Origin of the sequence: Brevibacillus porteri (assembly GCF_003013475.1) — a bacterium.
GTDB classification, from domain to species: Bacteria; Bacillota; Bacilli; order Brevibacillales; family Brevibacillaceae; genus Brevibacillus; species Brevibacillus porteri.
The window spans coordinates 108,077-131,973 of the sequence record NZ_PXZO01000027.1 but is presented as its reverse complement, the minus strand read 5'-3'; the positions used below and the strand labels follow the sequence as shown (position 1 = coordinate 131,973).

The window sequence follows — 23,897 nt, the reverse complement described above, 5'->3', positions numbered from 1 at the left end:
GTGTATATAGCGAAATTGCTATTTTTGCCGTACGTACTGCTCGTCCTTCATGAACAGACGCCAGAAATAAATAAAACCGGGTACGAGAATCGCAAAGCCGACCATATAACAAATGAACAGAGCGTGGAACGTATCCGGATGTGTAAAGCTGGACTCAATCGTCACTTGGGGATAGACGATGTAGGGGAGTCGCGCTGCACCGTACGCATAGCTGGCGAGCAGGTATTGCGTTGTGGCGACAATGACCGCAATCCGCGGAAGATGGATGCCGAAGTATCGACGGTCTTGGGGCAGCAAGAGAGTGATATAACTAATGAAAAAACAGACCGCCGATGCAATAAGCCACGGTAAATAGTCGAGAATGCGGTCATACAGCCATTTTGCCTCCAGTTGCATCGTGAGCACGGTAACCAATGCTGCAAGCAACGTAATGGGCCCCAGAAACACCGCATCCCGGCGGTAGACGGTGAAGGCTTGCTTTTCACCTGCGACAAAGGAGTAGTCCGCGAGAAGCAGCGACGAGAGGAAGAGCGTACTGCTGACAGCAAGACCAATGAAAGAATAGACGTGCGCGCTGGTTAAAAACAGTCCCCAATCGAGATACTCCACACCATTGATCGTTCGAGACAACCCGCCTTGTGTCACAGGAAGTACGCTGATTAACAGAGCTGGCACCAATATCCCGGTAACGCCAGAGACGATACTGAGCATCTTGTCATACTTGTAAATCAGATGAGAAAACACCATAAACGTACTGCGAATCAGCATCAATAACACCACGAGACATCCGGGAACCAGCAGCAGGCTCCCCAATGTGTAGGTCGCGCCAGGGAAAAAGGTGACGAGCGCGACAACTATTAACACGATAAAGACATTCACGACCTCCCAGGAGGGCGAGAGGTAGCGATTGGCGATTTGGGTGGCTTTGGTTTTTTCCCGATTCAAATAGATCATCGACCAAAATCCTGCACCGAAGTCGAAGGAGGCCGCGACGGAATAAATGACGACGAAAATCCAGAGCAGCGTAATGGCAATAATCGTGTCGGTCATGCCGTTCCTCCGTCCACTTTCGGCTGTTCTGGCGGATCGAGCTCCAAGGGATGGCGGCCAAAATAGCTACGGAATACGAGCAGGGTGACGATCGCAAAAAATACGTACACCGAGAGGAAAATCCAGAACAGGGTGGAGATGCCTGCTGCTTTTGTAGCGGCATCTACTGTTTTCATCACACGATAGACTACCCATGGCTGGCGTCCTGTGCAGGCAAAAATCCAGCCGAATTCGATGCCTAACAAGGCGAGAGGTCCACTCGCGACAAATACCCAGAGAACCCAACGAGGAAACTGAGAGCGCTTCAGGAGCTTTTTCCAAGCGAAGCCGATGAAACCAACGAAGATCAACAAGCTGCCGATGATGACCATCCCGTTAAACAGCGTATGGACGTAGAGTGGGGGCCACAGCTCCTGTGGAAAATCGTCCAGACCGACCACGACCTCGTCAAAGCGATTGGCTGCAAGGAAGCTGAGCGCCCATGGAATCTCGATGGCGTATTTGACTTCTTTCGTCTCGGGATCGGTAAAGCCACCAATCGCGAGTGGGGCGTATGCTTGTGTTTCAAACAGTCCTTCCGCCGCTGCCAGCTTTTCCGGCTGGTATTTATGCAAAAGCTGTGCGGATTCATGACCGTTCAAGGCGGTTAAAAGGGAAAAGGTGCCACCCACAATCAAGCCGGCCAAGAGTGCTTTTTGATGATACAAGTAAACCCGACTGCCTTTTTGGGCGCGCAGCATTTTCCACGCTGCTACACCAGCGACGATGAATGCCCCCGTCATATAAGCAGAGACAGTTACATGACCTGCCGTTACGATAAAGCTGGGATTGAAAAAAGCTTTCCACGGGTCCACGTCGACGATCTGCCCATCGACCATCCGGAACCCAGTTGGCGTGCCTTCAAAGGCGTGGACATTCGTAATCAGGATTGCGGAGGCCGTTGCACCAAGCAAAACCATGAACAAACTCAACAAACGCATGTTACGGGATAGGCGGTGAGCCGCGTAGACGTAGATGGACATAAATAAGGCTTCCACGAAGAAAGCGAATATTTCGATCTGAAAAGGCAGCGAGATCACCCTGCCGACAATCTCCATGAACCCAGGCCATAACAGGGAAAGCTGGACCCCAGCAATCGTTCCAGACGGGATCGCGACACCTAGCAGGATCGCCTGGGCTTTTGTCCAGCGTTTGGCCATCATCTCGTAATCGCGGTCACGCGTCCGCCAAAAGAGGAGCTCTACCAGCAAGATCATGAGCGGGAGACCAACGCCCAAGGTCGCAAAAATAATGTGAAAGGCCATAGTCGTCCCGAATATGGCTCTGGTCATCACGATATCTTCCACGTTCAACGTCCTTTCTGATCAGCACCAAAAATTGTTAACGATTTCCTCGTTAATGTCCCATGAGGAGGCGGAGTTTATACGAAAAAGACCGTCACAAAAATGTGACGGTCGGGCTTGATGATAAAATAAGGGCGTTTGGAAGAGTAGATTATTTACGATAAAGTGGATAATCAACCTCAGTGGGTACTTGAATCAACACCAGGCGGAGCGGGGCATCCGTTGATGCTTGGTAGATGGCTGTGTTGCTTTCCTCGGAGGAGAGAACAACAAAGTCACCTTTGGTTGCCGGGGTGTGGTTCTCGCTGACAGTTGCTTTCTCTGCAACGCTTCCGTTCCCTTCCACTATGACGACTGCGTGAGCATAACCAGCCGGGAGTTCTTTTGCATACGATTTTCCAGCGGGAATCGTGATGTCGCTCATCAAGGAATCGGTGACCAACTGAATGGGCGCAGCCGATCCGACGATGTGTTTCACTTGCACACCATCAACATCCTCAGACGGAAACTCCTCATGATCATACTGATGGTAAGTCGGAGGTTCCTTCGTCGTTTGTGCGAGATGCGGTTCAAACCAGATTTGAAACATTTCCGTATCCTTGCCAAGCTCTTCTGCATGGTACGCGCCAGAACCGGTTTGCATGATCTGCGCGCCGCCTGTCGACACCTCTTGAAGATTTCCGAGCGTGTCCCGATGTCCGACTGTCCCTGTGAGGACATACGACAAAATTTCAAAGCCGGAGTGAGGGTGCAGCGGAATTTCAAAAGTCTTCAGGGATTTTGCCCATGCCCAGTAAAAAAGTGGTCCTACCCGTTTGACAACGGAGCCTTCATGAGGGAAGCCAATTGGTTTATTTTCTACGATTTCACCGTCGCCAAAATGTCCTTTTGCTTGCTCGTTCTGTGTGTAGACGCGGATTTCCATCTGATGTTCCTCCCTTAGTACGATTGCTGGCTTACGGGTTGTGAGGAGTCACCATTAAAACAAAACGTATGCGCCTGGACCGATCAACGCCACACCAATAACAACTGCGATTAACGTCAGGTTGTATTCGAATCCGTTTTGTGTGACCCAATATCCATTTTGACCGTGTACCTTCAGAATGGCAACCAGCATTGTGAAAGCAAGCAAAATAGAACTTGCCCAGATACCTACGCCTGCCGCAAACATCAGACCGCCAATGAGTTCAGAAAATCCAGCGACAAAGGCCATCGCTACGCCAGGTTTCACTCCAATAGACTCCAGCCAGCCGCCTGTTCCTTTCAAACCATAACCGCCAAACCAGCCAAACAGCTTCTGCGCACCATGACCTGCAAACGTCAAACCGATGACCAAACGAATCAATAACAATCCAATATCCAACACTTTTCATCTCTCCTTAATTATTTTAAATTAGTATATCTTTAGTTTAAGATATTTGTCCAAAAAGGCTGGCGGGCCTTAGAAGGATTCCGCCAGTTTTGCTGCTTTTTCTACACCAGCTGCAACGATCTCAGCTGCTTTGTCTTGGAATTGGTTGTGACCTTCTACGATCACTTCGGTTACATTGCTGATGCCCCAGAAGCCCAGAACAGTGCGCATGTATTTGTTAGCCATTTCGATTTCAGCCATAGGGCCTTCGGAATAAACGCCACCGCGTGCGCTCAACAGAGCTACTTTTTTGTCGCCCATCAGACCAACTGGACCTTCAGCAGTGTATTTGAATGTTTTGCCTGCTTGGGAGAGGTAGTCTACATACGTGTGCAGAACTGCTGGAACCGCGAAGTTCCACATAGGGAATGCGATTACTACTTTGTCAGCATCAGCAAATTGGTTCAGGTATTTGTTTACCAGATCAGCACCTTTTTGCTCTTCAGCAGTCAGTTCGATACCGTTTCCTGCTTTCCACATAGCAGTGAGCAAGTCATTGCCATAGTAAGGGAGGTTAGCTGCGAACAGATCCAATTCTGCGATTTCATCATTTGGATGTGTTTCTCTGTATGTTTTGGTGAAAGCTTCGTACAACTTTACACTTGTAGCCTGCTCAACTGGGCGATCGTTTGCTTTAATAAAAAGTACTTTACTCATGGAAATTTTATTCCCCTTCCGTTTAGTAAGTCACTAACTTTTAATGTGTAAATCTTGATTTTAAGATTATTACGTTTAAGATCTTTTGTCAACACTTTTTTAAAACGATTGTGGTGGAGAGAGAGGACTGCTCATCTAATAAGAAGCCTGAGCAGTGCGTCCCAACTTTTTTAGCAGTTCAATTGCTTGACGCTGTTCTTCTGGTGTGAGACCTTCCATCGCTTTCTCAATGGCGAGTTGATGAGGAGGGAAGATTTCGGCCAAAAATTGGTGCCCTTTTTCCGTGAGCTCCGCATAAATGACGCGGCGGTCTGCCGAACAGGGTTTGCGAATGAGCAGTTGTTTCTTTTCTAGCTTATCTACAACGTAGGTGATGTTTCCGCTGGAGATTAATATTTTTTCGCCAATTTGCTGCAATGGTTGAGGACCTTTATGAAATAATACCTCTAGAACCCCGAATTCGGTTGGATTAAGTCCATGCTCGCGAATGTGACGATTGGAGTGAGCGGTAACCCAGTTGTATGACCTCGATAAAACTACAAAAAGATCGAGGGGATCATTTCGCAGTGGTTTGTCAGACATATGGACCCTCCTATTCATCGAAACTTCGATATCTTTAATTTAAGATAATCCTACCTCTCGTATTTACATTTGTCAAATTGAGATAAAAAATAAAATGAAAAACACGCCTGTACAAACAGTTGTCTTCGTGATAAACTTTTGTTTGTAAACAAGCTGTGAAAGAGAAACAGAAGAAAGGAGGATGACCGTGGAAAAAGACATGCAGATCCTTCATCATATCCGGCAAAATCCTTTTATCACGCAACAGGAGCTGGCTGATCTGATTGGCATCTCACGTTCAGCGGTAGCTGGCTACATTGCACAGTTGACCAAACGCGGGGAAATCAAAGGACGGGCTTACGTACTTCGTGATGAAGGAATGATTGCTTGTATCGGTGGGGCCAACCTGGACCGCAAAGCACGCGGCAAGCAACAGGTGCGTCTACAGTCATCCAATCCAGTAACGATTATGGAATCGTGTGGAGGGGTGGCACGGAATATCGCGGAGAACCTCGGTCGTCTTGGCTGCAATACGTCACTCATCACCAGCATTGGTGAGGACAAGGAAGGCGAATGGCTCTTGCAGGAGACGAAAAAGCACGGGGTACACATCAGCCAAGTGTGGAGACTGCCTACACAGCGGACAGGAACGTATACCGCTCTTCTCGATATTGATGGCGAGATGGTTGTTTCCTTGGCGAACATGGATATTTACGATGCTCTTACACCAGAGATGTTCGCGGAGAAATGGTCGCACATTGCAGCAGCCCATGTGGTTTTCATCGATACAAACATTCCGGCGGACTGCTTGGCCTACATCATCGAACGTTGCCGGGAGGAAAACATCCTGCTCTTCGTTGACCCGGTCTCTTCCATTAAAGCTAAGAAGCTCCCACAGCAATTGGACGGAGTAGAAGCGATTTTGCCGAATCGCGAAGAAGCCGAGCTGATGGCTGGCATGAAGATCACGACGATCGAAGAATGCGCCGAGGCTTGCCGCAAGATCAGGGAACGAGGCGTCAAGCACGTCATCGTGACCTTGGGCGAAGAAGGAATTTACTATCAATCCGAGGACCTGGAGGAGCATATGTCTCCATATCCAACGGAAGTGGTAGATGTAACAGGTGCGGGAGATGCGTTCGCGTCGGGACTCTTGTATGGCATTGTAAACGGAGAGTCTTTCCAGAGAGCGTGCCGCCTTGGATTGGCAGCATCCGCTCTGACATTGCAAACAGAGCAGTCCGTATCTCCTCTATTAAAAGCAGAACAATTGGAACTGGCCGTAGAACAATTCGAAAAGGAGCGATAAGAGATGAAACAATATTTGACCTTTACTGAGGAAGTACGCCACGCACTGGAGAACAACCTACCGGTAGTTGCGCTGGAGACGACGATTATTTCTCACGGTATGCCATATCCGCAAAACATTGAAATGGCAAAAGAAGTAGAGCAAATCATTCGCGACAACGGTGCCGTACCAGCTACGATCGGGATCATGGACGGCAAAATCAAAATCGGTTTGACTGACAGCGAGCTGGAAGAGTTTGCGACGAACAAAAATGTAGCAAAAGTAAGCCGTCGCGACTTCGCTTACATTTTGGCTAGTGGTAAAATCGGTGCGACTACAGTAGCCGCTACCATGATCGCAGCTGAGATGGCTGGCATCCACATGTTTGCAACTGGCGGTATCGGCGGGGTACACCGTGAAGGTGAAATCACTTGGGACGTATCTGCTGACCTGACTGAGTTGGCGCAAACAGATGTAGCTGTAGTATGCGCAGGTGCGAAATCGATCCTCGATATCGGCCGCACACTCGAATATTTGGAAACGCAAGGTGTACCAGTTGTGGGCTACCGCACAGATGAATTCCCATCCTTCTTCGCTCGCGAAAGCGGATTTGGCGTAGACATGCGCATCGATACACCGGAAGAAGTCGGTAAAATGATGAACACTAAATGGGATCTGGGACTCAAAGGCGGTATGATTATCGCGAACCCAGTACCAGAATCCGATGCACTGAATCACCAGGAAATCGAGGCAGTGATCCAAAAAGCACTCGCAGAAGCAAAAGAAAACAACATTGCGGGTAAACAGGTAACGCCATTCATGCTCGATAAAGTGAAAAAGCTGACAGAAGGCAAGAGCTTGGCAACGAACATCGCGCTGGTGAAACACAATGCTGAAGTAGCTGCGAAAATCGCGGTAGCTTATCAGAAAGAAGCGAATCAAGGTAAATAAGAGAGAGCGAAGATCGAACAATTGCTCCCGGTTAATCCGGGGGCTTTTTTTGTTTTTTAGCGGCTGTAGTGGGGGGAAGAAGCTGTTGTTAACATCTTGAAAGCTGTCTCAAGAGGGTTACTTAGAAGACTCCCTCAAATTCAAAAAATTATCTTGGTTGTAACTCCTCCGAACAAACTCGCATTATGGTTTAAAAGCGCGGCCAAAATCCTCGCTGTTAAGAAGTACTGCCATATGTTTGGAAGGAGACCGCCCGAACGAAGTGAGGAAAAAGGCGACTGGAAAACATGTGGCAGGGCTTCGTCCGGCACCAAGGATAGTGGACCACCCATCATTTCTCCCTGTGTTTTCAGCACATAAAGCCCATTTAGAAAAAAATTGAAAAAAGCGCTTGATATACCCAGAGGGGGTATTGTATAGTAAGGGTGTGAACAGGAAACAACGTAAGGGAAACGATACGATAAAATATACCCCTCGAGGGTATTTGGAGGGATTAAAATGAGTGCCAAAACAGCAGAGGCAACAGTCGCAATCTCAGGGATGACTTGCGCAGCTTGTGCACTGCGCATCGAAAAGGGCCTGGGAAAAATGGAGGGAGTGGAGACTGCCAACGTCAATCTGGCCTTGGAAAAATCCACAGTCGTGTTCGATCCATCGAAAACGAACATCGACGACATCCGCTCCAAAATTGAATCGCTCGGCTATGGTGTCGTCACTGACAAGGTGGAGCTAAACATCTCGGGAATGACATGTGCGGCTTGCTCCACACGGATCGAAAAAGGTTTGAACAAAACAGCTGGGGTTCTGAAGGCTAACGTGAACCTGGCGATGGAAACAGCCACTGTCGAGTACGATTCATCACAGGTAAGTGTGACGGACATTATTCAAAAGGTAGAAAAGCTAGGGTATCAGGCGACTCGCAAGGAAGAAGGAAAAGAAGAAGAAAAAGTAGATCGTCGCCAGGAAGAAATCAAACGGCAGACCCGCAAGTTCTGGATTTCCGCGATTCTGTCGCTCCCGCTGCTCTGGTCGATGGTGAGCCACTTTTCCTTCACCTCGTTTATCTGGCTGCCTGAAATCTTGATGAATCCGTGGGTACAGCTCGCATTGGCAACACCTGTACAATTCATCATCGGAGCACAGTTTTACGTGGGAGCTTTCAAAGCCCTTCGCAACAAGAGTGCTAACATGGATGTGCTGGTTGCTCTCGGTACCTCAGCTGCTTATTTCTACAGTTTATGGGTCGCGATCAACTCCATCGGTGCTCATGGCGGCCATATGCTGGAGCTGTACTTTGAGACGAGTGCGGTACTGATCACGTTGATCGTCTTGGGTAAATTGTTTGAGATGAAAGCAAAGGGACGCTCTTCGGAAGCGATCCGCAAGCTGATGGGCTTGCAAGCAAAAACAGCAATAGTCGTACGGGATGGCGTCGAAATGACCATTCCTGTAGAAGAAGTGAGACTGGGCGACGTTGTTCACGTGAAGCCGGGCGACAAAGTACCTGTCGATGGCATCGTCATGGAAGGACAGTCCGCAGTGGATGAGTCCATGCTGACTGGCGAAAGTATTCCGGTGGATAAAGCCGCAGGCGATACCGTCATCGGCGCCACCTTGAACAAAAACGGCTTTTTGAAGGTCCAGGCAACCAAAGTCGGAAAAGAAACGGCTCTGGCGCAAATCATTAAAGTAGTGGAAGAAGCACAAGGAACTAAAGCACCGATTCAGCGCGTAGCTGACAGCATCTCGGGGATTTTTGTCCCAATCGTCGTAGGGATTGCCATTCTTACCTTCTTGATCTGGTACTTCTTCGTTATACCTGGCAACTTCGGTGAGGCTTTGGAGAAAGCAATTGCTGTACTCGTAATCGCATGCCCGTGCGCCCTCGGTCTGGCAACACCGACCTCGATCATGGCGGGCTCTGGACGCGCAGCTGAGTTGGGCATCTTGTTCAAAGGCGGGGAGCATCTGGAGACTGCTCACCACCTGGATACGATCGTCCTCGATAAAACAGGGACTGTAACCAAAGGCGAGCCAGAACTGACAGACGTCATTGCCATTGATATCGAAGAACAAGAGCTACTCTCTTTGGTCGGCGCCGCTGAGAAAAATTCCGAGCACCCATTGGCTCAAGCCATCGTTCGCGGAATTGCAGATAAAGGAATCACCTTGACGAATACAGATTCTTTTGAAGCCATTCCTGGTTTCGGTATCCAGGCAACCGTCGCTGGCAAAGAAGTACTCGTCGGTACCCGCCGCTTGCTGGAAAAACATCAAATTTCGTATCAAGCAGTGTCTGATACCATGCTGGCACTGGAGCGCTCCGGTAAAACGGCGATGCTCGCAGTCGTCGAAGGCAAGCTCGCTGGCTTGATTGCCGTAGCGGATACGATCAAACCGACCTCCAAGGAAGCTGTTCAACGCATGAAAGCAATGGGATTGACTGTGATCATGATGACCGGTGACAACCGTCAAACTGCTGAGGCCATTGCCCGTGAAGCAGGAATCGATCACGTCATCGCAGAAGTCCTGCCTGAAGGCAAGGCCGCAGAAGTGAAAAAACTGCAAGAACAAGGCAAAAAAGTTGCGATGGTCGGCGATGGTATCAACGATGCTCCTGCACTCGCTACCGCTGACGTCGGTATGGCAATCGGTACAGGTACAGATGTGGCTATGGAAGCAGCCGATATTACCTTGATGCGCGGCGAACTGACCAGTGTCGCAGACGCCATCGAGATGAGCAAACTCACCATCCGCAACATCAAGCAAAACCTGTTCTGGGCACTGGCCTACAACACCTTGGGCATCCCGATTGCCGCAATTGGCTTCCTCGCTCCATGGCTTGCCGGTGCTGCAATGGCCTTCAGCTCCGTATCCGTTGTACTCAACGCACTGAGACTGCAACGAGTGAAGCTGTAACAACAGTAACAAGCGGCTTTGTCCGCCTTACCTATACAACATAAAATGTAAGGAGAGATTTGATCATGACAAATATCACATTGAACGTAGAAGGTATGTCTTGCAACAAATGCGTAGCGCGCATCGAGAATACATTGAAAGAACTGGGTGCAGAAGGCAAAGTGCACTTGGCTGATAAAAAGGTTGATGTTTCCTACAATGAGAGCACATTGACACTCGAAGCAGTAAAAGAAGCAATCGAAGACCAAGGCTACGACGTCGTTTAAGCATCGTGCTATTACTATCGAAAAAAGCTCCTGCCTGATTCCATGAGGCGGGAGCTTTTTGGCTGTTTTGCTTGGAGTAGCTGTAGGGGAGGGGAAGAAGCCCATTTCCAGTCTACGCTTCGGCCTACGCCCCGCAAGGGGTTAGACTGTCCGCTGCGAAATGAATGTCGGGAGCGCTTCAAAAGTAGAGTTTCGAAGATGTATTCGCAGAGGTTGAAGCTGACAACCCCCGCCATTCATTTCTACGCTGAGTTGGGCTCCAGAGGCGCTAGGACTGGAAATGTTCTTCTTCCCAAGCGACTATTGTTTACATCTTGAAAGCAGCATTCAAGGGGGTGCTTCATTAAATGCATGTAGAATCCCAACAGCTTGTAGAGGAAACAGGAGAAATAAGCCAAGATCTTTGGACACACCTACCGAGGCGCAGTAAAAAAAAGAGAAACTGCCTTTAGCGTCCACCTCTGAGACACATCTTGAATGGACTACTTTGGACGCGGTTTCGCTTTTTTTCACGGAGCCGGGCACCCATGCTCCCTCGCAGGTGTTCCAAGAAGCTGAGCGTTTTCTCCTGTTTCCTCCCCACCCCACATGCGAGAGAGAATAACGCACGATTCCTTTAATCGAATGAGTAACCGAGAGCTAATCCAATCCGATTCATAAAGAAAGACAAAGTCCGGTTAAAACCGTGCTAAACGAACGTTCACAATAACTGGAAGCGAGCGTATAATCAAATCACAATCAAGCTTAATCAAGAAACAACACATACGGCCTAGTTCCGAGATTTTCGGAAGCGGGGGAACCAATCTTTTGGGGTTAATCCTGAGTGATCAGGAGGGATGAGGAAAAGTCTTCTCTGCCATCCTACCCGTCAGCTAACCTCGTCGGCCAAAGCAGGGAAGGTCATGGATGGATAAAGTCTAGGCATATAATACGCAACAAGGGGATTCCTTGCGGGCGTGTGATAGGCCGATGCAGGCTTTTTCTTTGGGACCTTTGTTCTGGAGAAAAAGGATGGATCGGCCTATTTTTTATGGATATACCGATGAGCAGCTTACGCCATACAGACGTTATCGAAAAACGTGTGGATCGCTGGGAGGCAGTCGGTACGACATAAACCGCTGACAATCGAAATCAGGAAGACAGAGTACAGGGAGTCCTGAAAAGGGATGCCAGGTATTACGTAAGCCTGCGGATTTTCAACACGAGTAAAAATCAAGCGTGCATGCTTGGTTTTGCTGGAGTGTGGAAACTTCGCAGGCTTTTTGCATTTACGAAAAAACGAAGGATGAGGGATACCATGCCCAAAATGAAGGTCTATCAACTGACAAAAGTGTTCGGCAAGCAGCCCGAGCTGGCCTTGAAGCTACTGGCAGAAGGACGTACGAAAGAACAAATTTACAAGCAAACGGGCCAGTCTATCGGGGTGAATCAGGTCAGCTTTGAAGTCGAGGAAGGTGAAATCTTCGTGATCATGGGCCTGTCCGGCAGCGGCAAATCAACCTTAATCCGACTGTGTAATCGACTGATTGATCCAACGAGTGGAAGCATCGAGATCGATGGAGAAGAGATCGTGGACATGAAGGCATCGGCTTTGCGCGAGGTGAGGAGGAAGAAGCTCGGGATGGTTTTCCAAAACTTCGCCCTGTTTCCGCAGCGGACGGTACGAGAAAACGTCGAGTTCGGTTTGGAGATTCAACAAGTACCACCAGGGCTCCGGCAAGAAAAAGCACGGGAAGCGCTTGCGCTCGTTGGGTTAACCGAGTGGGAAAATGCGTACCCGGATCAATTGAGCGGAGGGATGCGCCAGCGAGTCGGATTGGCGCGGGCGTTGGCTAATAATCCAGATATTCTCTTGATGGACGAAGCGTTCAGTGCACTGGACCCGCTCATTCGAAAAGACATGCAGGATGAGCTACTGGAGCTTCAGATGACGATGAAAAAGACGATCCTGTTCATTACACATGACTTGCACGAGGCGTTGAGGCTGGGTGATCGGATTGCCTTTATGAAAGACGGACAGATCATTCAGATCGGCCGCCCGGAAGAAATCATGGCAGACCCAGCGGATGAATTCGTGCGGAAGTTCGTCGAGGATGCCGACCTGTCCAGAGTGCTCGTTGCTGAAAATGTGATGAAACGGGCAGAAGCAATCACGCCTGACAAAGGGGCTCGAGTGGCGCTGCAACTCATGATGGATAACGGCGTGTCCAGCTTGTACGTCGTGGACAAAAAGCGCACACTGCTCGGCTTGATTACGGCGTATGACGTATCACTCGCGATCGGTACGGGGGATTCACTGGAGACGATTATGAAAACCGACCTCCCTACTGTTTCACCTGACGCACGTCTGCACAGTTTGTTCCCAATGATGGCAGACCTGCACGTCCCGATTGCGGTAGTGGGCGAGCAGCAGCGTTTGTTGGGTGTCATCGTAAAAGGAGCGGTGCTAGGCGGGCTGGTAGGCAAAGTCAATGTCCAAGAACACCAGAGAGCAGAGGTGATGAGTGATGGACGTCGTGCCTAAGCTGCCGATTGGCGAATGGATGGAAGGGTTCGTGGAGGTGCTGGGCCAGTACAAAGGGGTATTGTTTGATCCAGTGTCTATCGTCATTTCTACGATGGTGACTTACTGTTCCACGGTTTTGGCGGAGATACCTTCGCTGATTCTCATCTTGCTGCTGGGGGCCGCTGCGTGGGTTTTTGCAGGGAGAGCGTCAATGGTCTTTACGGTTGTCGGACTTTCTCTCATTCACAACCTGGGGTACTGGGATGAAACGATGGAGACATTGGGACTCGTCCTCACTGCCACCATGATTTCGATCGCCATCGGGATTCCGGTGGGCATTCTTTGCGCGAGATACGATACGTTTCGCAATCTGGTCACGCCAATACTGGATTTGATGCAGACGATGCCAGCGTTCGTTTACTTGATTCCCGCGATCTTTTTCTTTGGCTTGGGTGAGGTGCCGGGAGTCATTGCCTCCGTTATTTTTGCTTTGCCGCCAATTGTGCGTCTCACGAACTTAGGCATACGTCAGGTGCCAGCGGAAATGGAGGAAGCAGCGGATGCCTTTGGCGCAACTGGGTGGCAAAAGCTCGTGAAAGTGCAACTGCCGTATGCGAAATCGACGATCTTGGCGGGAGTCAATCAGTGCATCATGCTCGCCCTGTCGATGGTGGTCATAGCGGCTATGATCGGGGCAAAAGGCTTGGGTGCAGACGTATATCGCGCCGTATCGCAAGTGGATATAGGAAGAGGATTCGAGGCGGGGCTATCCATCGTGATCATCGCTATCGTCTTGGATCGGCTTACTCAACATGCAGGAAAAAAGGAGAGAAACATATGATGAACAAAGCGGTTCCAGCTTTACTGGCAGTGATGATGGGAGCGACAGCTTGGCTCGCAGGCTGCTCCAGTCAAAACACAAGCACACAAATACCGACAGCAACGGTAGTCGGTCCTATTCCTTCTGAGACGTCGGACAACGCGCTAGGAGAAAAGCTCGACTACAAAATCATCGGAATCGACGCAGGAGCAGGCTCGATGGTGAAGACAGAGGAAGTCATGAACCTGTATGGCTTGGATAAATGGCAGCTTGTTGAAGGCTCCGATGCAGCGATGACAGCAGCTTTGATCAAGGCGTACGAAGCGAAGGAACCGATTATCATTACGGGCTGGACGCCGCATTGGATGTTTAAAAAGATGGATTTGAAATATTTGGAGGACCCGAAGAACGGCTTTGGCGGAGCGGAACAAATCCATACCATCGTGCGCAAAGGGCTGAAAGAGGATCAGCCTGCTGCCTATCAATTTCTGGATAAGTTCTGGTGGGAGCCAGCCGATATGGAGTCAGTCATGGTCCAAATGATTGACGGAAAAGATCCGGAAGTGGCCGCTGCGGAATGGGTAAAAAACAACGAAGTCAAAGTAGCGAAATGGGTGGAGGGCATACAGCCTGTCCAAAAAGAGAAGCTGACTCTCGCTTATGTAGCATGGGATTCCGAGATTGCCAGCTCGCACGTTGTAGAGCATGTGCTGGAGCAGAAGCTGGGGTATGAAGTCGAATTGAGTCAGGTGCAGACTGGACCGATGTGGGCAGGAGTGGCCATTGGGGATGTAGATGGGATGGTTGCGGCTTGGCTGCCGTCTACAGATACGAGCTATTTGAAAAAGTTTGGTGGGCAAATCGAGGATTTGGGTCCGAATCTCGACGGAACCAAAATCGGACTCGTGGTTCCTTCGTACATGAACATCTCGTCCATTGAGGATCTCCAATAAGGAAGGGGGGCGCTGCTATGAAGCATTATCTCGTAATGGGCAAGGGGGAAGCTTTCACTTCTTTTGTCCAGACACTATGCTGTGACAGTTTGCCTGCTTTTTGGGGAAGGAATCCCGGTGCCTTTTCATTGACAGCAGGGCCTTGCGACAAGACGATTCAGCGTTTTTTGCCCATCTCATTTGACGAGTGCTACCGCGATCAGGAATCCTTGCTGCTCTACCATTCCGTCTACATCTTTCCCGATGAGTGGGCGGAGGGACGCGACTTCATTACACTGTTCAAGCAGCTTGGTACCTGCCGGATTTTTGTGATGACGCAGGAACATCGGAACGCGATGTTATACAAGGCGCTCGGGGCGAATCACGTCATTGTGAGCCAGCCCGGGTATAAAGGCTATGGCTGGTTGGCCGAACAGATGAGTGGGTAAGAGAGGAATAGAAAAGGCTCCGCCTGCAAATGAAGGCGGAGCCGCGCTTTGTAAAATTAGCCTAATATTTTTTCGAGGTCCTTGTCCAATACATAAACCTCAATCCGTTCACCCATTTTCGTGCTGATATCACTATGGCTGGATAGTACCTTGCAGCTTGTCAGCTTTTCTACGATTTCTTCCGATTCTTCGCTGTACATCTCACGGAGAACCTCGCGCATTTCTTTGACGATGCGGCGACCTTTATCGTGACTGGACAGATGCTTTTCTTCGACGGTGAGAACACCTTTAAATCTGACGATGACCATATCACCGACGATGTAGGTCTTCGCTTCCTGTGGACCTCGTCCAATTAGTTCACGCTGAAATTTTATGAATGCTTCGCTGATTTCGGCTTCCAGCTTTTTCTTGTTAGAGATGGCCAAACGCCATACCTCCCATAATTTATCATTGTGCCTAATATTACTCAGCCGTCTTGGGGCTGTCAACCTACGAAAAAAGAGGGGGGAAACATTCCGATGGTGATCGTCTCCATTTTTGCTGTTGGTATTTTTCTCTATTTGATCTATGCGTTATTGCATGTGGAGGAGCTATGAAACAATTGATAGGAAAGGCTCTACTTGATAGTTTTCGCAAGCTGAACCCGTTGGTCATGAAATCGAATCCCGTGCTGTTTGTCGTAGAGCTCGGGACGGTTCTGATTTTGCTGATGCTGTTGTTTCCGAAGTATTTTGGTACGGAGGATCAGGTAGGGTGGAATACAGTCGTTTTTTCCGTTTTATTATTCACGGTGTTGTTCGCGAATTTCGCTGAAGCATTGGCGGAAGGACGCGGGAAAGCACAAGCAGATACATTGCGGCGAGCCAAGCGGGATACGGAGGCCAAGCGACTCAAAGCCGATGGCAGTGTGCAGGTGATTTCATCTGGCGAACTGCGTAAAGGTGATCACGTCTTGGTCGAAACAGGAGATATCATCCCAGGAGATGGTGACATTATCGATGGCTTGGCCTCCATTGATGAATCTGCGATCACGGGCGAGTCGGCTCCGGTCATCAAAAGGGCGGGCAGCGACCAGACGTCTGTAACGGGTGGGACACGTGTCATTAGTGACTCTATTATCGTGAAAATTACGACGAACCCCGGGGACTCTTTTTTGGATCGGATGATTATGCTCATTGAAGGGGCCAAGCGTCAAAAAGCACCGAATGAAATTGCCTTGAATACAGTTCTTATCGTCTTTACGCTTATTTTTTTGATTGTCGTCGTCACGCTGGTTCCGATTGCTTCGTATGTGGGTATCGAGCTGGATATCTCCGTCTTGGTCGTTTTGCTCGTTTGTCTCATTCCGACTACGATTGGCGGTTTGTTATCGGCCATTGGCATTGCGGGGATGGATCGTGTCACCCGCTTTGGTGTCATCGCGATGTCGGGTAAGGCAGTAGAAGCGGCAGGTGATGTCAACACGATCATTTTGGACAAGACAGGCACGATCACGTATGGTAACCGACTGGCGGCAGAATTCGTTCCTGTAGCGGGAGTCGACCAGAGGGAGCTGATGGAAGTCGCTGTGCTCACTTCGCTGTTCGATGATACGCCAGAGGGAAGCTCCGTCATGATGCTCGCCCAAGCAAATCAGGTTGTCTGCGACGTCAAAGCGTACGAAGGAGAGATTATCCCGTTTACTGCCGAGGAGCGCATGAGCGGTTTGAATTACAAAGGCGTCCACTATCGAAAAGGAGCAGTTAGCGCCATTAGTGCCTATGTCAGGGAGCGGGGGGGCATGGTGCCACCAGATCTTGAAGAAAAAAGCGCGCGAATCTCGCTGCAAGGTGGTACTCCGCTCGCTGTATGCAAGGACAGTCAGGTCCTTGGCCTGATTTACTTGAAGGATACGGTGAAGCCCGGGATTCGCGAGCGTTTTGAAGAATTGCGGAAAATGGGCATTAGGACCGTCATGTGCACAGGCGACAATCCACTGACAGCGGCCACCATCGCCAAAGAAGCTGGGGTCGACGACTTTATTGCCGAGAGCAAGCCCGAGGACAAAATCAGAATCGTTCGGGAAGAGCAGGCACAAGGGAAAATGGTTGCGATGACCGGAGATGGCACGAATGATGCGCCAGCGCTGGCCCAAGCCGATGTAGGCATCGCGATGAACAGCGGGACAACGGCTGCGAAGGAAGCGGCCAACATGGTCGATCTCGATTCAGACCCGACGAAGATTTTGCAGGTCATTTCCATCGGGAAGCAGCTTCTCATGACCCGCGGCGCATTGACGACCTTTAGTATCGCGAACGACTTTTCCAAGTATTTTGCGATCATCCCTGCGATGCTGGTCGAGCAAGTGCCCGAGATGCAGCTTTTGAACATCATGAACCTGCAGTCTCCGTCCAGTGCTGTTCTATCCGCACTTTTATTCAATGCGATTATTATCCCACTCTTAATCCCGCTGGCATTGCGGGGAGTGCGCTATGTGCCCATGAATGCGAACCAGCTTCTCGTCCGGAACTTGTTGATTTACGGCGTAGGAGGAATCATTTTTCCGTTCATCGGAATCAAGCTGATTGATATGGGACTGCAACTGTTCTGGTAACCAAACAGCTATGAATGACATACGGAGGTGTACTCACGTGAACGTATCGTTGCGTTCCAAAATCATGTGCGGCTTTGTCGCTACGGCCCTGCTAATCGGAGTGCTGGGGCAGCTCTATTACACAAAGCTGGTTGAAATCAATACGCGCTATGATGCCAGTTTGGGACTTGGAGAAGAAGCAATCAGGCAAGTAGAAAAGAGTGTGCTTGAGGAGCTTTCCTACATTTATGTGACGAGTGTTGGGATGTTTGTTTTGATCATCGGATTGGGCTGGATCATCTCTGGAAAAATTAGCCGATCCATTCGTGTCATTGCCCATGCGACAGAAACAATGGCAGCAGGAGATTTGACAGGAGCAGAGATTCAGATCGCCACGCAGGATGAGGTGGGGCAGGTAGCGCAAGCGATTAACCAGATGGCGAGGAATTTACGCAATTTGATCGGGCAAATCAGTACGGGAGCGGATCATGTCGCGAATGCTTCTGAGGAGCTGGCGACGAATGCCTTGCAAGCAACGGAAAACAGCCGATCGGTTGTCGCAGCGATGCAAGAGCTGGTGGATGGAGCTGGGGAGCAAATGAAAGGCTCCGATCAAACCGTCGATTCGATGGAACGCGTAGAAGAAGCTGTGAAACAAATGGAGGAGTACGCGCAGCATGTCTTCGGATCAGCCAAAAGTGCCTCTGCGGCGGCCGATACAGGAACGGAAGTCATCGCGAAAACCGTGCAGCAGATGGCAGACATTGCGGCTGCTTTTACTACGACAGAGAAAGCCGTGACGCAGCTGGGCACGCGATCAAGGGAGATTGAAGCGTGTGTGGCTATCATTAAGGCGATGGCGAATCAGACGAATCTTTTGGCGATCAATGCTGCGATTGAAGCGGCACGAGCGGGAGCGTCAGGCAAAGGCTTCGCCGTCGTAGCCGGTGAGGTGAGAAAGCTCGCAGATCAATCCAGGCAAGCGGCGGAGCAGATTGCCGACATGCTCGAACAGATGCGACAGGATGTTGCCCGGGCAGTAGGGTCCATCGAAGAGGGAAATACAGAGGTCGCTTCTGGCGTGACAGTCGTAAAGGAAGCAGGAGATGCTTTTGCAAAAATTAGTCTGGCGGTCCAGCAAGTATCCATGCACATTAACCAAGTCGCGACAGGTCTGGATCATACCTCGGGTAAAACGGTGACAGTGACAGCCCAAATGGGTCAGCTGGTACATATCGCGAAGGCGGCGTCTGAACGGGCTGATCAAGTGGCACAAGCTGCCTGTCAGCAAAACAGTGCGGTGGAGGCGTTTCGTGAGTGCCTTGATTCACTCAGCAAGCTGGCACACCAGCAAAAAAGTTTGATTCGTAGATTCAAGACATAGGTGATGGGTATGGGACTATGGCTAGAGCAGCAACGGATCGAGAGGCAAAAACAAACGGCGTTAAAACTGGCTGCTGCGGTTGCCGCGCTCATGCTTGTCATCGTCTTGCTGCTGCTCTTCTTGACGGAGGAAACGCGAGGAGGTGTATGGCTGGCTGGGTTAGTGCCTATCTTGATTATCACGGCTATCTGCTATCGCATGGCTCTGAGGTACGCCTGTGATACGCATCAGCTGGAACAAACGTATTGGGAGAACGAGGAAAGGAAGATTCACTCGATATTGGAGAGCATCAAAGACGGTTATTACGAATTGGACGAGCGAGGTCGGTTTCTCGCTGTGAATCCTGCACTCTCTGAAATACTTGGAGCACCTGCGCATGAGTTGCTGGGAGCAAGCTATCAGGAGTATGTGGGCAAGCAAGATGCTTTGAAGCTAAAGCACGCGTTTCGGTGGGTGTCGCATACCGGGACGCCTGTCCAGCAAATTGACTGGGCGTTTGTCCAGCGTGACGGTCAGAGGCGCTTAGTGGAGGGCTCCATTGTGAAAATTAGCGAAAAATCGGGTGGTGTCACCGGGCTGCGCGGGATTATCCGCGACGTGACGGATCGCAGGCAGGCAGAGCAGACAATCAATCACATGGCGTACCACGATGCGCTGACTGATCTCCCGAACCGTCGACTTTTCGAGGCGGAGCTGACGATTGCGCTATCCCAGGCGAAGCAGCAAGGACAGATGATGGCAATCCTGTTTTTTGATTTGGATCGTTTTAAATACATCAACGACTCCTTGGGGCATTATTTCGGGGACTGCTTGCTCCAGTCGCTCTCTCATCGATTAAAGGAAAATGTCGGCACGGCAGGCATATTGGCTCGCATGGGTGGAGATGAGTTTACGATGATCTTCCCTGCGATTTCTGACGAGACAGAGGTGATTGCGTTGGCGGATCGGATCATTGCGTCCTTGCAATCGCCGCTTCAGGTGGAGGATCGGGAATGCATTGTCACGACAAGTATCGGGATCAGTATTTTCCCGAGAGATGGAGAGGATACGCAAACCCTCATGAAGCATGCAGATGCCGCCATGTACAGTGCCAAAGAAAAGGGCAGGAATCGGTACAACCTGTATTCGTCTACGATGAGCCTTCATGCGGCGGAACGGCTGGCAGTCGAGCAGGAGCTGCGCAAGGCGTTGGAGCGCAATGAGTTTTGCCTGCATTATCAGCCGCAGCTCGATTGCAAAACAAATCAGGTGGTCGGGGTGGAGGCTCTGCTCAGGTGGCGGCATCCTGAATGGGGAATGGTCTCGCCAGCCGAATTTATCCCCTTGGCGGAAGAGACTGGCTTGATTGTGCCCATTGGGGAATGGGTGCTTCGAACGGCTTGTCAGCAAAACAAAGCATGGGCAGAAGCAGGCTATCCTTCCCTGCGCATAGCGGTGAATTTATCAGCCCGCCAATTTCAGCAGGAGAATTTGGTTGGCATGATCAAACAGGTGCTCCAAGAAACGCAGATGCAACCGCAATTTCTGGAGCTAGAGATTACAGAAAGTGCCGTCATGCAAAACGCCACGCGGTTCATCGGAATCCTGCATGAGCTGAAAAATCTGGGGATATGGCTGTCCATCGACGATTTTGGGACAGGCTACTCCTCGCTAAGCTACTTGCGTGATTTTCCCATTAACCGCTTAAAGATCGATCGGTCGTTTGTAAATGATATTACAGAAAACGAAGATGCCGTCATCGCCAAGTCGATCATTGCCATGGCGCACAGCTTGCAAATGAACGTACTGGCGGAGGGGGTGGAAAACGAAGTTCAGCTGGCCTTTTTGCGTGAGCAGCAGTGTGATGAAATGCAGGGCTACTACTGTAGTAAGCCATTACCTGCAGAGCAATTGGAAGAATGGATGCAACAATCAGGCACGACTGCTCACGCAGTATGGGGAAAATAATATGAAAAAAGGAGAGAAACGATGAAATATCATGATCGGATGAGGCCTGATAGGTTTAAATCGCTTACACGGATAAAGAACGCAAAAATCGTGTGAAAAAGACTGAAATAGGACATTAACATCCGATTATGCCGGACGTATAATGAGACTCGTAACCAACAATTGCAAATATGGCCAAATCCCGAGGCACTCGGGAACGGAGGACCCAATCAGTAGGGGTTAATCCCACGCATGAATCGTGGGAGGGATGAGAAACTCTTTCGCCATCCTACCCGTCAGCTAACTTCGTCGGCTAAAGCGAGGGAGGTCTAAAGACCGCCTGTTTGAGGAGGCCTTTTTGTTATCCATTGAGGGACGACAAGGGTTGACTCGAAACGTAATGCAGGTCTTTTCGTTTTGCTCAAAAACGGCCAATGACCGTTTTACTCACAAGTAAATAGCTGTTTTCGGAAAAAGGAAACGGGAGACAAAACGCAAAGAAGGCAACTTCAAGTCGGCTGGGCGTTAGGTAGACCAATGAGTACTTTTTCTCCGATACAAAGGATCGTTTTATTTGCCGCGGGATGCGGGCGACTTCGTTCGTCTGTTCATCTTCCGTTCGGTCAGATGCGGCGGTCTTTCGGGGAAATCGTAAGCATTGGTCTATTTTTTTCCCAAATGGCAGGTTTTTTCAAAAAAGGAAGCCTGTACAGGGGGAAGCGAGAGAGACGAGTCGGCCAGACTTTACGGGATAGTCAGTACCAGAAAAAAGGAGGGACATTGCATGGACGTGGTTTCCATACTGCTCTTGGCGCTTTCATTCGGTGTATTTTTTGCACTCATCAAGTTTTGTGACGCCGTGGTAAGAGAACAGGGAGGGAAAGAGAAATGATCTGGTTGCTGCTGATTGTGGGAGGGCTTTCGATGTACCTGTGCCACGCATTGATTTACCCGGAAAAATACTAGGGGTTAGAATCATTCGTTTATTTGGAACCATTTTTTAGAGGGAGTAGGAGGAACTGTCGTGGACTTTTTACAAATAGCGTTGGTTTTGGTGGTGCTTTTCGTGCTCGCCATACCGATGGGAAAATATTTGGCACGCTCCTTTTCGCTGGAGACGACCCGATTGGACCGTGTTTTTGGCGGGGTGGAAAAAGCGATATACAAGCTGTCTGGCATTCGCGTAGCAGATATGACCTGGAAGCAGTACGCAATGGCTGTTCTGGTCAGCAACATTTCGATGGTAGCTATTGCGTATCTCTTGCTTCGTTTGCAAGGGATGCTGCCGGGAAACCCAAGTGGAATTGCGGCGATGGAGCCGTTGCTTTCCTTTAACACGGCTGTCAGCTTTTTGACGAATACGAATCTTCAGCATTACAGCGGGGAGAGCGGATTGTCGTATCTGTCGCAAATGCTGGTCATTATTTACCTGATGTTTACAACGCCAGCGACAGGGATCGCGGTCGTGATGGCCTTCATGCGCGGGCTGACAGGGCAGCGCAGCATCGGTAACTACTACGTAGACCTAGTACGTGCTCATACACGTGTGTTGATTCCGCTGGCGATTGTCGTGACATTGCTCTTGGTGACCCAAGGCGTGCCGCAGACAATGGAGCCGACGGCAACAGCGACAACTATTAGCGGAACGGAGCAACAAATCGCTCGCGGCCCGGTCGCTTCACTCGTATCGATCAAGCATTTGGGCACAAACGGAGGCGGATTCTTCGGGGTAAACTCCTCGCATCCATTTGAAAACCCGACACCGCTAACAAACGTGATCGAAATTTTGTCGATGTTTTTGATCCCGGCGGCACTGCCATTCGCATTCGGCTTCATGGCGAAGAGCCGCAAGCAAGGCTGGGTTATTTTTGGAGCGATGTTCGCGATGTTCCTGGCGTTCCTGGTCACGGCGTATGCCAATGAAGTAAACGGTAACCCGGCGCTGGAACGGGCTGGCCTGTCACAAGTAATGGGCAGCATGGAAGGAAAAGAAGTCCGTTTTGGTATCGCACAAAGCGCCTTGTTCACTGCCGTGACAACAGCGGCAACGACAGGAACCGTGAACAACATGCACGATACATTGACGCCACTTGGCGGTTTGGTTCCGCTCGGTGAAATGATGCTCAACTGCGTATTCGGCGGAGATGGCGTCGGAACGATTAACATTTTGATGTATGCGATTTTGGCTGTATTCTTGGCGGGCTTGATGGTAGGGCGTACGCCTGAATTCCTCGGCCGCAAGATCGAAGGAAAAGAGATGAAGCTGATCGCCATCGCGATTCTCGTTCATCCCCTGATCATTTTGGCGCCAACCGCTATTGCATTGGCGACAGAAATGGGTTCATCCGCAGTGTCGAACCCAGGCTTCCACGGCATTTCACAAGTGCTGTACGAATACACTTCTTCAGCAGCCAACAACGGTTCCGGTTTTGAAGGATTGGGCGACAACACACCTTTCTGGAACATTTCTACGGGACTTGTCATGCTGTTCGGTCGATATGTTTCGATCATTACGATGCTGGCGGTAGCAGGCTCCTTGCTCGCAAAAACGCCGGTACCAGAAACGATGGGTACACTGCGCACAGACAATAGTGTATTCACGGTGATTTTGATTGCGACTGTGGTAATCGTAGGCGCACTGACATTCCTGCCTGTGCTTGCTCTTGGCCCAATCGCTGAGTGGCTCACGATCCGTTAATTAGAGGAAGTTCAAAAAGTCGACTTTCGATCACGATGTAATCGTGAAAGCAAATTCGGCATCGAAAGTAGCGTTCACCTTCGAAGTCCGGTGCTCATGTAGGTCCCCTACACTCCGCTCCTCCTTCTTCAGGTTCTCGCCACTTTCTCGGTGCTGAAAAGCCG

At 50.0% G+C, this 23,897-nt stretch carries 19 protein-coding genes and 2 riboswitches; of the genes, 12 read left to right on the top strand and 7 right to left on the bottom strand.

Annotated features, from left to right (window positions below):
- Positions 1-18 precede the first annotated feature (18 nt).
- From C7R92_RS15725 to C7R92_RS15700, 6 genes are all read right to left on the bottom strand, one after another.
- Complete coding sequence (locus C7R92_RS15725; protein ID WP_017247158.1) at positions 19-1,050, bottom strand: cytochrome d ubiquinol oxidase subunit II; 1,032 nt, start codon at positions 1,048-1,050, stop codon at positions 19-21.
- Positions 1,047-2,381, bottom strand: a complete 1,335-nt coding sequence (locus tag C7R92_RS15720; RefSeq protein WP_106834901.1) for a cytochrome ubiquinol oxidase subunit I — start codon at positions 2,379-2,381, stop codon at positions 1,047-1,049. The genes C7R92_RS15725 and C7R92_RS15720 overlap by 4 nt, the downstream gene beginning before the upstream one ends.
- 163 nt (positions 2,382-2,544) lie before the next feature.
- Positions 2,545-3,318: a pirin family protein gene (locus tag C7R92_RS15715; RefSeq protein WP_106834900.1), complete on the bottom strand. Its 774-nt coding sequence runs from the start codon at positions 3,316-3,318 to the stop codon at positions 2,545-2,547.
- Positions 3,319-3,372: 54 nt separating this feature from the next.
- Positions 3,373-3,759, bottom strand: a complete 387-nt coding sequence (locus C7R92_RS15710) for a DoxX family protein (protein ID WP_069851923.1) — start codon at positions 3,757-3,759, stop codon at positions 3,373-3,375.
- Positions 3,760-3,834: 75 nt separating this feature from the next.
- Entirely contained in the window at positions 3,835-4,461 is a 627-nt protein-coding gene (locus C7R92_RS15705; RefSeq protein ID WP_017247164.1) for an FMN-dependent NADH-azoreductase, read from the bottom strand.
- A 135-nt stretch (positions 4,462-4,596) separates the two neighbouring features.
- Positions 4,597-5,043: a MarR family winged helix-turn-helix transcriptional regulator gene (locus C7R92_RS15700; RefSeq protein WP_106834899.1), complete on the bottom strand. Its 447-nt coding sequence runs from the start codon at positions 5,041-5,043 to the stop codon at positions 4,597-4,599.
- 187 nt (positions 5,044-5,230) lie between these two features.
- Between C7R92_RS15700 and C7R92_RS15695 the strand changes: the two genes are divergently transcribed.
- From C7R92_RS15695 to C7R92_RS15650, 8 genes are all read left to right on the top strand, one after another.
- Entirely contained in the window at positions 5,231-6,331 is a 1,101-nt protein-coding gene (locus C7R92_RS15695; RefSeq protein ID WP_106834898.1) for a carbohydrate kinase, read from the top strand.
- A 3-nt stretch (positions 6,332-6,334) separates the two neighbouring features.
- Positions 6,335-7,261, top strand: coding sequence for a pseudouridine-5'-phosphate glycosidase (locus tag C7R92_RS15690; protein WP_017247167.1), 927 nt, complete (start codon positions 6,335-6,337; stop codon positions 7,259-7,261).
- A 498-nt stretch (positions 7,262-7,759) separates the two neighbouring features.
- A complete protein-coding gene (locus C7R92_RS15685; protein ID WP_069851929.1) occupies positions 7,760-10,180 on the top strand; it encodes a heavy metal translocating P-type ATPase in 2,421 nt (806 codons plus the stop codon).
- Positions 10,181-10,245: 65 nt separating this feature from the next.
- Positions 10,246-10,446, top strand: a complete 201-nt coding sequence (locus C7R92_RS15680) for a cation transporter (RefSeq protein ID WP_017247169.1) — start codon at positions 10,246-10,248, stop codon at positions 10,444-10,446.
- A gap of 756 nt (positions 10,447-11,202) precedes the next feature.
- Positions 11,203-11,349: riboswitch (cyclic di-AMP (ydaO/yuaA leader) on the top strand.
- Between the two features lie 394 nt (positions 11,350-11,743).
- The gene (locus C7R92_RS15665) at positions 11,744-12,970 is read left to right on the top strand and encodes a quaternary amine ABC transporter ATP-binding protein (RefSeq protein ID WP_106834896.1); all 1,227 of its coding nucleotides are present in this window, start codon (positions 11,744-11,746) and stop codon (positions 12,968-12,970) included.
- Complete coding sequence (locus C7R92_RS15660) at positions 12,954-13,793, top strand: ABC transporter permease (RefSeq protein WP_069851933.1); 840 nt, start codon at positions 12,954-12,956, stop codon at positions 13,791-13,793. Before C7R92_RS15665 ends, C7R92_RS15660 begins: the two co-directional genes overlap by 17 nt.
- Positions 13,790-14,725, top strand: coding sequence for a glycine betaine ABC transporter substrate-binding protein (locus C7R92_RS15655; protein ID WP_106834895.1), 936 nt, complete (start codon positions 13,790-13,792; stop codon positions 14,723-14,725). The genes C7R92_RS15660 and C7R92_RS15655 overlap by 4 nt, the downstream gene beginning before the upstream one ends.
- Before the next feature lie 17 nt (positions 14,726-14,742).
- Positions 14,743-15,153, top strand: a complete 411-nt coding sequence (locus C7R92_RS15650; RefSeq protein WP_069851935.1) for a hypothetical protein — start codon at positions 14,743-14,745, stop codon at positions 15,151-15,153.
- A gap of 56 nt (positions 15,154-15,209) precedes the next feature.
- On the opposite strand, the gene C7R92_RS15645 is transcribed toward C7R92_RS15650, so the two are convergent.
- Positions 15,210-15,578, bottom strand: coding sequence for a Na-translocating system protein MpsC family protein (locus C7R92_RS15645; RefSeq protein ID WP_106834894.1), 369 nt, complete (start codon positions 15,576-15,578; stop codon positions 15,210-15,212).
- Positions 15,579-15,745: 167 nt separating this feature from the next.
- Here C7R92_RS15645 and kdpB point away from each other — a divergent pair, with 167 nt between their 5' ends.
- The 4 genes from kdpB (at position 15,746) to kdpA (ending at position 23,733) form a co-directional block, all read left to right on the top strand.
- Positions 15,746-17,746 carry a potassium-transporting ATPase subunit KdpB gene (gene kdpB, locus C7R92_RS15640; protein ID WP_069851937.1) on the top strand — a complete coding sequence of 667 codons (2,001 nt, stop codon included), beginning with the start codon at positions 15,746-15,748 and terminating at the stop codon, positions 17,744-17,746.
- Between the two features lie 37 nt (positions 17,747-17,783).
- Positions 17,784-19,109: a methyl-accepting chemotaxis protein gene (locus tag C7R92_RS15635; protein ID WP_158265758.1), complete on the top strand. Its 1,326-nt coding sequence runs from the start codon at positions 17,784-17,786 to the stop codon at positions 19,107-19,109.
- A 9-nt stretch (positions 19,110-19,118) separates the two neighbouring features.
- Positions 19,119-21,056, top strand: a complete 1,938-nt coding sequence (locus tag C7R92_RS15630) for a putative bifunctional diguanylate cyclase/phosphodiesterase (protein ID WP_158265757.1) — start codon at positions 19,119-19,121, stop codon at positions 21,054-21,056.
- A gap of 162 nt (positions 21,057-21,218) precedes the next feature.
- A riboswitch (cyclic di-AMP (ydaO/yuaA leader) is annotated at positions 21,219-21,365 on the top strand.
- Between the two features lie 694 nt (positions 21,366-22,059).
- On the top strand, positions 22,060-23,733 hold the full coding sequence (kdpA, locus tag C7R92_RS15625; RefSeq protein WP_106834891.1) for a potassium-transporting ATPase subunit KdpA: 1,674 nt from the start codon (positions 22,060-22,062) through the stop codon (positions 23,731-23,733).
- The last annotated feature ends 164 nt before the right edge of the window (positions 23,734-23,897 follow it).

What these genes read in the sequence shown, in the direction of transcription:
- C7R92_RS15725 (WP_017247158.1), bottom strand. Translation starts at nt 1,050, where the DNA reads ATGACCGACACGATTATTGCCATTACGCTGCTCTGGATTTTCGTCGTC.
- C7R92_RS15720 (WP_106834901.1), bottom strand. Translation starts at nt 2,381, where the DNA reads ATGACCAGAGCCATATTCGGGACGACTATGGCCTTTCACATTATTTTT.
- C7R92_RS15715 (WP_106834900.1), bottom strand. Translation starts at nt 3,318, where the DNA reads ATGGAAATCCGCGTCTACACACAGAACGAGCAAGCAAAAGGACATTTT.
- C7R92_RS15705 (WP_017247164.1), bottom strand. Translation starts at nt 4,461, where the DNA reads ATGAGTAAAGTACTTTTTATTAAAGCAAACGATCGCCCAGTTGAGCAG.
- C7R92_RS15700 (WP_106834899.1), bottom strand. Translation starts at nt 5,043, where the DNA reads ATGTCTGACAAACCACTGCGAAATGATCCCCTCGATCTTTTTGTAGTT.
- C7R92_RS15690 (WP_017247167.1), top strand. Translation starts at nt 6,335, where the DNA reads ATGAAACAATATTTGACCTTTACTGAGGAAGTACGCCACGCACTGGAG.
- C7R92_RS15685 (WP_069851929.1), top strand. Translation starts at nt 7,760, where the DNA reads ATGAGTGCCAAAACAGCAGAGGCAACAGTCGCAATCTCAGGGATGACT.
- C7R92_RS15680 (WP_017247169.1), top strand. Translation starts at nt 10,246, where the DNA reads ATGACAAATATCACATTGAACGTAGAAGGTATGTCTTGCAACAAATGC.
- C7R92_RS15665 (WP_106834896.1), top strand. Translation starts at nt 11,744, where the DNA reads ATGCCCAAAATGAAGGTCTATCAACTGACAAAAGTGTTCGGCAAGCAG.
- C7R92_RS15660 (WP_069851933.1), top strand. Translation starts at nt 12,954, where the DNA reads ATGGACGTCGTGCCTAAGCTGCCGATTGGCGAATGGATGGAAGGGTTC.
- C7R92_RS15655 (WP_106834895.1), top strand. Translation starts at nt 13,790, where the DNA reads ATGATGAACAAAGCGGTTCCAGCTTTACTGGCAGTGATGATGGGAGCG.
- C7R92_RS15650 (WP_069851935.1), top strand. Translation starts at nt 14,743, where the DNA reads ATGAAGCATTATCTCGTAATGGGCAAGGGGGAAGCTTTCACTTCTTTT.
- kdpB (WP_069851937.1), top strand. Translation starts at nt 15,746, where the DNA reads ATGAAACAATTGATAGGAAAGGCTCTACTTGATAGTTTTCGCAAGCTG.
- C7R92_RS15630 (WP_158265757.1), top strand. Translation starts at nt 19,119, where the DNA reads ATGGGACTATGGCTAGAGCAGCAACGGATCGAGAGGCAAAAACAAACG.